Here is a 13654-nt window from a genome sequence, read left to right as displayed (position 1 = left end):
TACACTGTCACATTGTTTATATGTTTTCGTTCCTTACATACTCTTCCTACGATATCAGACTATGTATCATATGTGAAGTAATTTCACTTTATGACATTATAATTAATAATAAGCCTTGCAGGGCTCCAATTAAACCGCCAAGTAACGCACCTAAATACGTAATCATTTTCAATTCACTTTTTGTAATAGATAAAACTAGTTCTTCTATGCGCTCAATTGGAAATGATTCTACTTCTTGCTGTACAATATCAGCTAAATGCAAACGCTGCATAATATCCCCGATATGATTCGTCGCCCACTGTAACCCCTTGCGCACAGCACTTGGAATCACATTGTTTCTTACATTGTCATGAATCGGAGCACATACATCACGAACAGATTGATTGAATACAGTACTTACCGTTTGTTCCACTTTCACAAAAGACAGAATGCCTTTCAGGACATCTTCTTTTGAAACGAACGCTTCTACTTCACTCACTTCACGCTGTTTCAGCTTTTCCCACTCTTTTCTCATCACATCAGACAGCAATTGTTTCGTTCCCTCTTGCTGCAAGAATTTAATCACTTCTGGCTGCAACTTGTCGACTAAACTTACATTCCCTAAAAACATGCCCACTAAATTTAATAATGTCCCACGCGATGCAAAAAAGTCATCAATCATTTTAGAGAGACGCTGTTTTCCTTCTGCACTTTCAAAGAAATCCACAGCTTTTCGGATAAGAAAAGCAGCTGCATCTGGCATTTTCTCATCAATCTTTTCGTGAACAGACAGCGGCAGAGCTTGTTCCCACGTATACGCACGATATGTTTCAAATAATGAATCTACTTTATGTATTATGATGCCTTCAATTTGCTTTGTAACTCGTTCTTCCATATGAATCATATCCAGCTTCTCTAACACTTCGTGCAACGTTTGCTCATTCATCAGAAGCTTGTCCGCTGCTGTTTGCCCCCAGCCGATAAGCTCTTGTTGGAACGACTCATTTGTTAACTTCTTCTCAATTCCTTCTGGTGTTAATAAATGATCAACAACCATCTTCCCTAATTGTACAGCTAACTCATCCCGGCGCTTTGGAATTAATCCAGGCGTAAAGGGCACCCGAAACTTTCCAATATATTTTGGATGATGCGGTCGAAATAACATTTTAATGGCAAGATGATTCGTATATCCACCAATAACCGCGCCTATTCCTGTTGTTGTTAACAGATTTAGCCACATATTCACAAAATATCAACCTTCCGTTTCTCAAATATACATACCCTTCATTATAACTGCTATACAATGCGCCAGCAAACGAGATACTAGTCAATTCATCAAAAATAGTACTCATAGTTGGTATAAGACACATTTCTTTGAATATTCTCAAGTAGATACATGTTTAGCACCCTATAAAAGGAGGTTGTCTTATGATTCTCGGACTATTAACATCACGTTTCCATCATGAGCAAGAATACTACACAGAAATTGCAAAATGCGCCTGCTTCCATCATATTACCGTTGCACAGTTTACTCCCTTTAGTATCAATCCCCAAACAGAGCTTGTGAACGGACTTATTTTTGATGCCAATCAGCAAGATTGGGTAGAAGAGCAATTTGTCATTCCATCTCACATATACAACCGATGCACATACAAAACTGAAAAAAATGTGAAGAAGGCGCTCCCTATTATCAAATGGTTGCAAAACCGCCCGCAATCCGTATTTTTAAACGCCGAACTTCCAATTGAGACCGATGTATATGAAATTCTTGCAAAAAATAAAAAACTAGCACCATATATCCCCACAATAAAACACGCAAATGAAAAGACAACGTTACAGCTATTACAAACAAAAAAAGATGTGATTTTAAAGTCCTGTCATCCATTTTCAACACAAAGCATGCACCACATTTCTTATCAAAACCGTATGTTCCATGTTACTACATTAGAACAAAATCAATATCCAACAAAAACATTCAAAACAAAAGAGCCATTTTTATCTTGGCTACAATCGTTGCTGCAAACATGTGAGTATAACGTACAATCTATGGTGCGAACATCCCCTGTTCATATTCGCTCTCTTTTACAAAAAAACAAAAGTGGTGTATGGGAAGAACAAGAAAAGCTAATCCAAATAGACGACACACCATATTCTTTCTTATTTCCTCTTACACAGCAAATACGTTTTATTCCGTTTACGAAGTGGCAACATCAGCTACCTAAAATTGACTTTACCCTATTGCAGGATAGTTTACGCATTATTACGAAAGAAGTACCTGAAGCCTTAGAAAATGCCGTTTCTCATCTATTTGAATTAGAACTTTCCATTGTAATGGACAATAAAGGTGCCGTTTGGCTCTATCTAATAAATCCGAATCCTACTTACACTGCTTTTACCAAACACAATATTAATTTGGCTGAAAAAGTATTTACAGCGCCTCTTCATTATTACCGTCATCTAAACAGGAACACAAACAGTAAACTGGAGATGTAATTAAGCGAAAAAACCCGTCTCAACTTTTTGCTGAGACGGGTTTTCATATAAGCTGGACAGTGATTTCGGTTTGCTTTTCACAAACCGGGCAATATAAAAGATGAAGGCAATACTGCCGAGAGTCATGTGCAGATAATCCATCAACTTTCTCAAGCAGTTCTTGGTCCTGATATGCACTATATGGTCCTATATAATCGACTGTTTTTCCGTAATCTTTAAGTATGCTCGTACATGTAGGACAAGTATATTCGTTATACTCTAATGCATTACAAAGCGGACAAATCGCCATTTTGATTCCTCCAAAAAAGGGACGGTATTCCCGTCCCCTATAGCCATTTTCATTTATTTTTGGAAACCGCCTAAATGTTGCTCTGCATAAGATACAAGACGTTTTGTTATTTCACCGCCAACAGATCCGTTTGCACGTGATGTTGCATCTGGGCCAAGTTGTACGCCAAACTCAGTTGCGATTTCATACTTCATTTGATCTAAAGCACTTTGTGCACCAGGAACTGCAAGACTATTGTTTCTAGCCATGTTATCTCACCTCCTTGTATTGGTGTACTCATAGTATGTAAAAGCATCTTTTTTCTATGCAAACAGAACATGTGTAATTTTTGGCATTATTTTAATTTACAAATTTTACAAAATGATAACTCGCATATCTTTCTACGTATCATCCATACTATGAATACAATCACTCCACACGATGGATTAGTGCCAAACGGGGCAATCCTGGTTCAACTCCAGCTAATCCAACCAAAACTCACACTAAGGAGGACATATCCTATGACAACTCAACGTTCTAATCAATTAGCAGTACCTGGTGCACAGAATGTTCTAGACCAAATGAAATACGAGATTGCAACTGAATTTGGAGTAACATTAGGTGCTGATACAACAGCTCGTGCAAATGGTTCAGTAGGTGGAGAAATTACAAAGCGTTTAGTAGCAATGGCTGAACAAAGCCTTGGCGGATTTCAAAAATAAATATATATGGCAAAAAAGTCTCAAGCATCGCTTGAGACCTTTCTATATACATACAAGTTGAAAATCAAACCTCTTTTTTAGGGTGGGCGAGAGGAACTGGCCATGCATAGAAGCGGTCAGGGCCTTTTCCTGCCACGTCCGTTATGAAAACAAAGCGAGCAAGCGAGTGCATATCACTTTTTGTTTTACATAGCAGTAACTTGGACGTTGAAAAATCAAACTGGATCTATATATTACTGTAGCATTTGTAAAAATTTCTTTGTCCGCTCTTCTTTCGGATGTACCAAAACTTCTTCCGGTGTACCTTGTTCAACAATGACACCGCCATCCATAAAAATAACACGGTTTGCAATTTGATGGGCAAAGCGCATCTCATGCGTCACAATGACCATCGTCATCCCTTCCTGGGCAAGTTCTCGCATTACTTTTAGCACTTCTTGCACAAGTTCAGGGTCAAGCGCTGATGTCGGTTCATCAAATAAAATAACTTGCGGCTCCATCGCCAGTGCGCGCGCAATCCCTACGCGCTGCTGCTGTCCACCTGAAAGCTGAAATGGATATAAATCCATCTTATCGCCGAGTCCCACTTTTCTTAGAAAGTACTCTGCTTTTTCTTTTGCCTTCTCTTTTGAAACTTTCTTCACCGTAACAAGGCCTTCCATTACGTTTTCACGCGCTGTAAAATGTGGGAATAAGTTGTGATGTTGAAACACCATACCGGTTTGCGTGCGCAAATTCACGATATCACGCTTCGTCACTTTTTTCGAAAAATCAAGTGTTTCCTCACCGATACGAATGACACCGCCATTCGGCGTTTCTAGTACGTTTAGACAACGAAGCAATGTTGTCTTCCCAGAACCAGAAGGCCCAATAATAACAACAACTTCACCTTTATCTACGTCCATATCAATTTGCTTCAAAACGGTGTTATCACCGAAACTTTTTTGTAAATGTTGAATTGAAATCATAGAAACAAAAACTCCTTTTAACAAGGATTATTTTAAAACATAACGTTCTGCTCGTTTTTCAAGCATTTGCTGTACAATCGATAATAAGAAACAAATTACCCAGTAAATGAGTCCTGCTTCTGTATAAACGATTAAAAATTCATAGTTTGTCGCTGCAATTTCCTGCGCTTTCCGAAACATTTCTGTTACTAAAATTAAGGACGCCAGCGATGTATCTTTAATCAAACTAATAAATGTATTGGAAAGAGGCGGAATCGAAACGCGCGAGGCCTGCGGCAGGATAATGCGGCGCAGCGCTTGCGGGTACGACATACCAATTGTATATGCAGCCTCCCATTGCCCTTTCGGAATCGATAAAATCGAAGCACGAATGATTTCTGAAGCGTACGCTCCGACATTTAACGAAAATCCAATAATCGCTGCTGGAAAAGAATTAATTGTAATCCCTATTGTCGGCAGCCCATAAAAAATAATAAATAACTGAACAAGAAGCGGTGTACCGCGAATAATAGATACATAGATGCGTGCAATCCGTTCTAGCACACGATTTCCAGAAATGCGGCATAGCGCTGTTACCGTCGCTAACGCTAAACCAATTATAAATGTAATCAATGTCAGCGGTATCGTATTGAAAAGAGCACCCTTCAGCATAGGCATAAAGGATGCTTTTGTGATATCAACCCAAACAGATAATCGATCTAAATCCAATATAGCATTACTTAGATACATCTTCACCAAACCATTTCTTCGATATTTTGTCGTATGTGCCGTCTTTTTTCATGTCATCTAATGCTTTATTTACTTCAGCAACTAATTTGTCGCTGCCTTTACGGAACATTAAACCGCTTTTTGATGCTTCTTTTTCTGTATCAACAATTTTCACTTTTGCATCTGGTTTTGTTTTTAAGTAATTTAACACAGATAAACGATCATTAATTGTGAAATCAACGCGGCCAGAGTTTAATAATTCAACCGCTTGGTTAAAGCCTTCTACGCCTACGATTTCTGCACCGTTTTTCTTCGCAATGTCACTGAAGTTACTTGTTAAAGACTGTGCTGCTTTTAAACCTTTCACATCTGTAAATGTCGCTGGTTTATCTTTATCTTTTGAAATCACAAGTACTGCTGAAGATGATACGTATGGACTAGAAAAGTCATATTTCTTTTGGCGATCTTCACGAATTCCGACTTCGTTCGCAATCATATCAAAACGCTTTGCATCAAGCCCAGCAAATAAGCTGTCCCATTGTGTTTCTTTAAATACTGCTTTCGCGCCAAGACGCTTTGCTACCTCTTCTGCAATTTCAACATCAAACCCAGTTAACTTTCCACTTCCATCATGGAATGTGAACGGCGGGTATGTACCTTCTGTCCCAACAACAAGCTCTCCGCTCTTCTTAATTTGCTCAAGCGCATCTTTGCTCGTGCTCTCTGCTGTATTATCTTTTGCTTGTTTTCCGCAACCTGCTACCACTCCTACAACTAGTAGTGCAAGTACGAAAAATGAAAGTAATTTTTTCATGATGACAATCCTCCAAGTATTCTGATAGGAATTTAAGAATAACATTAACTTATTCTATTCAATCTTGCAACATTTTTCAATCAAAATGTTTTCACTTAGTGTATCCTTTTCAATCAAAATCAATCATGTGAAAAAAAGAACTTGCCACCCTGGCAAGTTCTTCAAGAATCTAACACACAATATCCAATCATTCCGCATAATAACAAAAAGAATGCAATGTTAAAGGTAACTGATAATTCCTCCATTGATATTCCCCCTTTCGTTCAACGTATCATATAAACAAAGGGAGAATACGTCCGACTTGTAAACATTGCTTTAAAATTTCCTGAACATTCCGTAAACATTACGCACTTTGACTATTTGCAATTTGCGTTTTATACATTTCATAGTAACGACCTTGCTTTTCCATCAACTCTTCATGCGAACCTTTTTCAAGAATCGTTCCGCGGTCTAGTACGATAATTTGGTCAGCGCTTTTAATTGTTGATAAACGGTGGGCAATAATAAATGTCGTTCGCCCTTTTTTCACGACTTCGAGCGCCTGTTGAATCATTGCCTCTGTTTCCGTATCGATGCTAGATGTTGCTTCATCCAAAATTAAAATGGCTGGATCAAAGGCAAGTGCCCGGGCGAAAGAAATGAGCTGCCTTTCACCTGTTGAAAGCGTACTTCCTTTTTCCGTTATTTCTTCCCCAATATTACCCGCAAAACGCTCTGCTCCAACATCACGGAGCGCCTTCACAATCGTTTCCTTCGAAATTCGTTCTTGCTCTAAGCTTACATTAGAAGCAACTGTTCCTGTAAATAGAAATGGATCTTGCAGAACAATTCCCATATGTTCGCGAAGCGCTTGTTTTGGAATTTCTTTTATATCGTATCCATCAATTGTGATGCCGCCTTTTTGAAATTCATAAAACTGAAAGAGTACATTCATAATCGAACTTTTTCCTGATCCAGTATGACCGACTAAGGCAATTGTTTCGCCTTTCTTTGCTTCAAAGGAAATGTTCTGCAGCACTTCATCTTTCCCATTATAAGAAAACGAAACGTTATCAAAGCGAACATTTCCTCTTATCGACGGAATGTGCTCTTCCTGCACCGCTTCTCCCTTTTCATCTAACAATTCAAACACACGCTCAGCAGCAACGCGCGCTTGCTCTAAGTTCGCTAACTGATTCACCATATTGGTAATCGGCGAAAATAATCGCGTTAAATAATCAACGAATGCATATAACACACCTAACGAAATCATTCCTGCAGCACTTAATGATGCACCGCCAAAGGACCAGATCACACCTGTAAATGCAATGTTGCGTAGCACGCCAACTAAGTTATGAGACGTCGCTGCATTTAAATTTAAAATTTTATTTTGGTACATATAATACTCTTCGTTTAATTGCTCAAAGTCTTGCTTTTCCTTGCGTTCTTGACGAAACGCTTGAATGATTGGCATCCCTTGAATGGATTCATTCACTTTTCCATTAATGTCCGACAAGCGTGAGCGCATTTTATGATTGTATACAGATGCGTATTTTCGGTAAAAAATCGCCCACACACATAAAATCGGAATAAGGATTAAACACATAAACGCAAGTTTCACATCCAATAAGAACAAGGCAATAAAAATACCAATAATATAAATAAAGCTAGAAAAGAATGTTGATAATACCGTTACATAAAACTCGCGAATCGCCTCCGTATCATTTGTCACACGAGAAACAATTTTCCCAGCTGGCAAATGATCAAAGTAGCGAATCGGTAAAGTTTGAATGTGAGAAAATACGTCTTCTCGCATAATTTGAATAATTTTATTCGCTGCTTTTTGTAAATAAAATTGTTTTCCATATGCAAAGAGAGATACAACAAGTAATAGTGCTAAATAGCCGCTTCCTAGTATAAGTAGTCGTTTTATTTCTGGCTGATAAAACGAGAAAACTTCCTCTCCTGTCAGCTCCATCCCTTTATAGACTTGTGCCGCTTTCCCTTTCTGAATCGTCACCATATCTCCTTTTACAGACCGCGTTCCTTCAAATGAAAGTTTATTCGGAATAAAATAATAGTCGCGGCCAATTTGAACAATGCGCACTTCTTTTCCTTTCTTTTCGCCTGCTTCAAACCGATCGCTTCGCTTATACCAAGCGTTGTGATAAAGAACAGCATCATCTCCTTTTACTGTTTCATACCAAGATCTTTCAATGCCAACAATATGTTCATCAATCATCGTTTTCGCAACAAACGGTCCAGCTAATTCCGCAATAACGAAAATAAATAACATCGCTAAAGCAATTCCAATCGTTGCTTTTACTTTCATCGCATATTGAAATAATCGTTTTCCAACACTCATATTTTCACCTCACCGTTGCCAAAACCTTATAAAACTCTATAAGAAATTGTTTGCTTCCTGCTTCTACGTGTCCGATTTTGCCGAAGCTACTTTCGTTTGGTATAACACTCCACAAGCGTAAATTCGGATACAACGAATCCTACATATTAGCAATAACGTTTCAGTGTTAACTTGCTAATTCATAACGTGACAAATTAATAGAAGCGTTTAAATCTCTATCCATTTCTAATCCACAATCACATCCGTATGTTCTATCCGACAGTTTCAAATCTTTCTTAATCTGTCCACAACAAGAACACATTTTAGACGAAGGAAACCATTTATCAGCTTCTATAAACTCAATCCCATACTTTTCACACTTATACTGTAACTTCATCTTAAAATCGTATAATTTTTGCTGTGTGATAGCTTTTGACAAATGTTTATTCTTCATCATTCCTCTGATGTTTAATGTCTCCATAACAACTCTGCAAGGTTTGGTTTTCACGATTGCAGTTGTTGCTTGGTGAATGTGATTATCACGAATGTTTGTCAAACGTCTATGCAGTCGTTGTATTCTTTTTTCGAGTTTTATAATGTTGCTTGTTTTGACAAAACGGCTTCCCTCCTTATTCATTTCATATTTACGAGAAACTTGACGTTGCAGCCTACGAAGGCGTTTCTCTGCCTGGTTTACTATTTTCGTTTTATTGATATTTTTGAAAGTCATTCCATTGGAGCAAACTGCGAGTTCTTTTACACCCACATCTATTCCTAAACTTTCATTTGTCAACTCTTGTTTCGGAATTTCTTGCTCAATCCCAACCGATATATACCAATACTTACCATCAAAACTAATACGAGGATTAGAATACTTGACATCTATTTGTATCTGTTCAGATGTTTTTACCCATCCAACTTTTTCAATAAGAACTCTTCTGTTTTTGACTTTTAGTTTAATCGGGTCATTATAAAAAGATGGTTTAGAGCGCTTACGACTCTTAAATTTAGGTTTCTCCGTCAATCCCTTAAAGAATCGTTTATACGCTTCGCATGAGTCTTTAATCGCTTGCTTTGTAATATTGTTAGACACATCATACAACCAAGCATATTCATCTATTTTCTTGAGTTTTGTCAGCTCTTTACGAAGAACACCATCATTTAAAAACTTACCACTTTGTTTATAATTTTCTTCTTGTTTAGACAGTGCCCAATTATATGCCCACCTTGCTGTTCCTACCGATTTCCATAGTTGTTGTTCTTGCTCTAAAGTTGGTTTAAGTCTAACTTTTTTTGCTAGAATCACTCTTTATCACCTCCTTATATTCATTATAAACTACATTCAATCGAAAGTTGTTCGACTGTAGTTTATAATGTATTTAGAGATGATGTACATAAGTGAAAACCTTGAATTAAAAACAAGAAAAGCATAATCAAACTCAGTCCGTATGGATTTATATGAACAACTCAAACGGCTATCAGATAAAACCAAAATCACAATGAGCAAATCCCTACTATTTTTCAGTAAGCTTTTATAAAGTTTTACAACTTTTGGTTACCAGTTGCTACGCCTTCTATTTCTTCCCCTTGTTGTCTTTCAAACTGTTCTGTATACCAACCGCCCTTTTGAATGAGCATGTCATGCGTTCCTTCTTCAATGATTTCCCCATTATCCATCACGAGAATCCAATCCGCATGCTGCGTTGCGGATAAACGATGCGTCGTAATAATCGTCGTTTTCCCGCTGCGTTCTTTCCGGATATTTTCAATAATTGCCGCTTCCGTTCTTGCATCAACCGCTGATAACGAATCGTCTAAAATTAAAATTTCCGGATTTTGAATGACGGCCCGCGCAATGGAAATACGCTGTTTTTGTCCGCCAGATAGCGATACACCTTTTTCTCCAACAAGCGTTTCTAATCCATCCGGCAAAAATTCCAAGTCTTTCGTAAAAGCAGCAATTTCAATTGCCCTTTGCAGCTCCGCTTCACTTGCTTCTCGGTTCCCAAATAAAATATTTTCCCGCGCTGTTTTAGAAAACAGGATGTGTTCTTGCGGGACATATCCAACCCAGCTTAATACTTGATCGATGTGAATATTTTGCATCGGTATACCTGACACTGTAATTTCCCCTGTCCCTAGTGGATACTGGCGCAGAAGCTGCCGAACGAGCGTTGTTTTCCCGCTCCCCGTTCTCCCAACAATCCCAAGCGTTTCTCCTCTGCTAAGCGAAAACGAAACATTTTTTAAATTGAACGTAGAAGATGTCGGATAGGAAAACGTTACATCTTCAAAATCAATACAGTCTGGCTGATGTACGTGCACTGGTTTCTTTACGTTTTGTACATCTTGCTTATATGCTAACGTTTCATTTACACGATCAAGCGAAGCATTTCCGCGCTGCATGACATTAATCAACTCACCAATCGCAAACATCGGCCAAATCATCATGCCAAGGTACACATTAAACGATACAAGTTCCCCAAGGGTCACCTCATTTTGGAATACTAAAAATGCTCCGTACACAAGGCCAATTAAATAACTCATCCCCACAAGCATTTTCACTGTCGGTTGAAAAAGTGAATCAATCTTTGCGACCTTCATATTCTTTTCATACACATCTGTCGCTAACGTATTGAAGCGCTTCTCATCTTCTCTTTCCTGTACATAAGCGCGAATCACACGTACACCGGCAATCGACTCCAGCACTTTATCGTTCATATCTCCAAATGCATCTTGAGCAACTGTAAAACGATTGTGTAATTTATTTCCATAAGCACTCACTGCATACGCCATAATCGGTAGCGGTAATAGTGCGGCAAGTGTTAACTTCCAACTAATTGAAATACCCATCATAAGCACAATTGTCAGCATATATAAACTCGAATCAACGAGCGTTAAAATACCAAATCCAGCTGTCATGGCAATTGCCTTCAAATCGTTCGTTGCCCTTGCCATTAAGTCACCTGTACGATTTTTCTGGTAGAAAGTTGGCGTCATTTTCAGCAAATGTCCCATAAATTTGGAACGCATCGTTTTTTCAAGCACAAATGCACCGCCAAATAACTGATATTGCCACACATAAGAAAGTACATAACCAGCTGCTGCTGCCCCAAGTAACATCCCTACATACTCCATAATCCCTGTGTTTGTTAAATCTCCAGCTTTTATATCATCAATTGCTAATCCAATTAACTTTGGCGGGATCACCTCAATGACATTAACAAAAAGTAAACAAACAATGGCAATGCTATACCTTTTCCAATGCGTTTTAAAAAACCATGTTAATTTTTGTAATACAGAAAACAATGTAACCTCTCCCTTCTCGTTGTTTTGTAAACATCGACTCGTTATCCGCTATCTAGCGTCTCCGTTTTTACCATACGCACCTCATACTTTTCCATCGTCATTCCTACCTTTCTAAAATGAATTATTGAAACTATACAAATGTATAGGAACAATCTAAAAAAAGGGACAAAAAAAGGCATACCGTCGCTTTAACGATATGCGAAAAACGCATAAAAGCGCACGTCACGGCACACGCAACGTACGCTTTCTTTTCAGGCTAACAAGAAGCGTTATTTGTCCGTAGAGGTTGCGTGATGATATTTATTGTGTAAAACACCTAAGCCAGTCATATATACGATTACAATCATCACGCACACCTCCTTCTTCTTATATTTTCCATTTTTAATTTTATAACTTTAAAGACTTTTCTGTCAATTACTTTTTTTAACTTTTATAATAAAGAAAGCGAATGCAAAAACCATGCCAAAAATAGATTTCACAAACATTTCATTTGTATTCTTTTTTCAAACCCCATACAATCACCATATACTCACTCTTACAAGTCACTAATTTTTAGGAGGACTTACTATGCAAACTAGCAAGACGTACAAATTTTATATAAATGGAGAATGGAAAGAAAGCTCATCTGGGCAAACAATCGACATTTCATCTCCATATCTTCATGAAGTAATCGGACAAGTACAAGCCATTACTCGCACAGAAGTAGATGAAGCGATTCAATTGGCGAAAGAAGCTCAAAAAGACTGGGCTGAAGCGTCTCTTCAAGATCGTGCACAGTATTTATATAAATGGGCTGATGAGCTCGTGAATATGCAAGATGAAATTGCTGACATCATCATGAAAGAAGTCGGCAAAGGATATAAAGATGCACAAAAAGAAGTTGTTCGTACAGCTGATTTCATTCGTTACACAGTAGACGAAGCGATGCATATGCATGGTGAAAGTATGATGGGCGATCGCTTCCCTGGCGGCGCTAAATCTAAACTTGCGATTATTCAGCGCGCTCCGCTTGGCGTCGTTCTTGCAATCTCACCATTTAACTATCCTGTCAACTTAGCAGCTGCCAAACTTGCACCGGCTCTTATTACAGGAAATGCTGTTATCTTTAAACCAGCTACACAAGGCGCAATTAGCGGTATTAAAATGATTGAAGCCTTGCATAAAGCAGGCCTTCCAAAAGGACTTGTTAACGTAGTAACAGGACGTGGTTCTATCATTGGTGATTATTTAGTAGAGCATTCTGGCATCAATATGGTATCGTTCACAGGTGGTACACATACAGGAAGACATTTAGCAAAAAAAGCTGCAATGATTCCACTTGTTCTTGAACTTGGCGGAAAAGACCCTGGTATTGTACGCGAAGACGCGGACTTACAAGAAGCTGCCAAACATATTATTAGCGGGGCATTCTCTTACTCCGGTCAGCGCTGCACAGCGATTAAACGCGTCCTTGTACATGAACATGTAGCAGATGAACTTGTTCGCTTATTAAAAGAAGAGGTTGCAAAACTATCTGTTGGTTCTCCAAAACAAGACAGCACGATCGTACCATTAATCGATGATAAATCTGCTGATTTCGTTCAAAGTTTAGTAGACGATGCAATTCAAAAAGGGGCAACTATTGTCATCGGCAACAAACGTGAACGTAACTTAATCTATCCAACACTTCTTGATCATGTAACAGAAGATATGAAAGTCGCTTGGGAAGAGCCATTCGGTCCAATTCTCCCAGTTATTCGCGTTTCTTCTGATGAACAAGCAATTGAAATTGCAAACAAATCTGAGTTTGGTTTACAAGCAAGTGTATTTACAAAAGATATTAACAAAGCATTTCACATCGCAAACAAAATCGAAGTAGGCTCTGTGCAAATTAACGGACGCACGGAACGCGGCCCAGATCACTTCCCATTCATCGGTGTAAAAGGTTCTGGTATGGGCGCACAAGGGATTCGTAAAAGTCTTGAATCGATGACGCGCGAGAAAGTAACGGTATTGAATTTAATGTAATAACTTAAAACTGCTCTTTTTAGATGGGCGAGTGCACCTGGCCGTGCATAGTAGCGGTCAGGG

General features: G+C 38.5%; 12 protein-coding genes. 3 read left to right on the top strand and 9 right to left on the bottom strand.

Going from position 1 to position 13654, the window contains the following annotated elements:
- Positions 1-88: 88 nt before the first annotated feature.
- On the bottom strand, positions 89-1219 hold the full coding sequence (locus V7024_RS11535) for a DUF445 domain-containing protein (protein ID WP_335519902.1): 1131 nt from the start codon (positions 1217-1219) through the stop codon (positions 89-91).
- A 188-nt stretch (positions 1220-1407) separates the two neighbouring features.
- Here V7024_RS11535 and V7024_RS11530 point away from each other — a divergent pair, with 188 nt between their 5' ends.
- Positions 1408-2472 (top strand): YheC/YheD family protein, encoded by a 1065-nt coding sequence (locus V7024_RS11530; RefSeq protein ID WP_335519852.1) that lies wholly within the window; start codon positions 1408-1410, stop codon positions 2470-2472.
- Between the two features lie 43 nt (positions 2473-2515).
- On the opposite strand, the gene V7024_RS11525 is transcribed toward V7024_RS11530, so the two are convergent.
- Both V7024_RS11525 and V7024_RS11520 read right to left on the bottom strand, forming a co-directional pair.
- Positions 2516-2761, bottom strand: coding sequence for a hypothetical protein (locus tag V7024_RS11525; protein WP_335519849.1), 246 nt, complete (start codon positions 2759-2761; stop codon positions 2516-2518).
- A 53-nt stretch (positions 2762-2814) separates the two neighbouring features.
- The gene (locus V7024_RS11520) at positions 2815-3009 is read right to left on the bottom strand and encodes an alpha/beta-type small acid-soluble spore protein (protein WP_020061041.1); all 195 of its coding nucleotides are present in this window, start codon (positions 3007-3009) and stop codon (positions 2815-2817) included.
- 252 nt (positions 3010-3261) lie between these two features.
- Here V7024_RS11520 and V7024_RS11515 point away from each other — a divergent pair, with 252 nt between their 5' ends.
- The gene (locus V7024_RS11515) at positions 3262-3462 is read left to right on the top strand and encodes an alpha/beta-type small acid-soluble spore protein (RefSeq protein ID WP_098917366.1); all 201 of its coding nucleotides are present in this window, start codon (positions 3262-3264) and stop codon (positions 3460-3462) included.
- Between the two features lie 233 nt (positions 3463-3695).
- On the opposite strand, the gene V7024_RS11510 is transcribed toward V7024_RS11515, so the two are convergent.
- The 6 genes from V7024_RS11510 to V7024_RS11485 all read right to left on the bottom strand — a co-directional run bounded on the left by V7024_RS11510 (position 3696) and on the right by V7024_RS11485 (position 11584).
- A complete protein-coding gene (locus tag V7024_RS11510) occupies positions 3696-4430 on the bottom strand; it encodes an amino acid ABC transporter ATP-binding protein (RefSeq protein WP_335519845.1) in 735 nt (244 codons plus the stop codon).
- Positions 4431-4457: 27 nt separating this feature from the next.
- Positions 4458-5159: an amino acid ABC transporter permease gene (locus V7024_RS11505; RefSeq protein WP_335519899.1), complete on the bottom strand. Its 702-nt coding sequence runs from the start codon at positions 5157-5159 to the stop codon at positions 4458-4460.
- Positions 5146-5952, bottom strand: a complete 807-nt coding sequence (locus V7024_RS11500) for an amino acid ABC transporter substrate-binding protein (RefSeq protein WP_335519842.1) — start codon at positions 5950-5952, stop codon at positions 5146-5148. Before V7024_RS11500 ends, V7024_RS11505 begins: the two co-directional genes overlap by 14 nt.
- A gap of 343 nt (positions 5953-6295) precedes the next feature.
- Positions 6296-8296: an ABC transporter ATP-binding protein gene (locus V7024_RS11495; RefSeq protein WP_335519838.1), complete on the bottom strand. Its 2001-nt coding sequence runs from the start codon at positions 8294-8296 to the stop codon at positions 6296-6298.
- A 166-nt stretch (positions 8297-8462) separates the two neighbouring features.
- Positions 8463-9581, bottom strand: a complete 1119-nt coding sequence (locus tag V7024_RS11490) for an RNA-guided endonuclease InsQ/TnpB family protein (RefSeq protein ID WP_335519835.1) — start codon at positions 9579-9581, stop codon at positions 8463-8465.
- Between the two features lie 236 nt (positions 9582-9817).
- Positions 9818-11584: an ABC transporter ATP-binding protein gene (locus tag V7024_RS11485; RefSeq protein WP_335519831.1), complete on the bottom strand. Its 1767-nt coding sequence runs from the start codon at positions 11582-11584 to the stop codon at positions 9818-9820.
- 567 nt (positions 11585-12151) lie between these two features.
- Here V7024_RS11485 and V7024_RS11480 point away from each other — a divergent pair.
- On the top strand, positions 12152-13591 hold the full coding sequence (locus tag V7024_RS11480) for an NADP-dependent glyceraldehyde-3-phosphate dehydrogenase (protein WP_335519828.1): 1440 nt from the start codon (positions 12152-12154) through the stop codon (positions 13589-13591).
- The last annotated feature ends 63 nt before the right edge of the window (positions 13592-13654 follow it).

Source organism: Bacillus sp. JJ864 (assembly GCF_036963045.1).
In the GTDB taxonomy this organism is placed as follows: Bacteria; Bacillota; Bacilli; order Bacillales; family Bacillaceae_G; genus Bacillus_A; species Bacillus_A pseudomycoides_C.
Note: the sequence above shows the minus strand (reverse complement) of the source record. Positions and strands in the feature narration are given on the sequence as shown.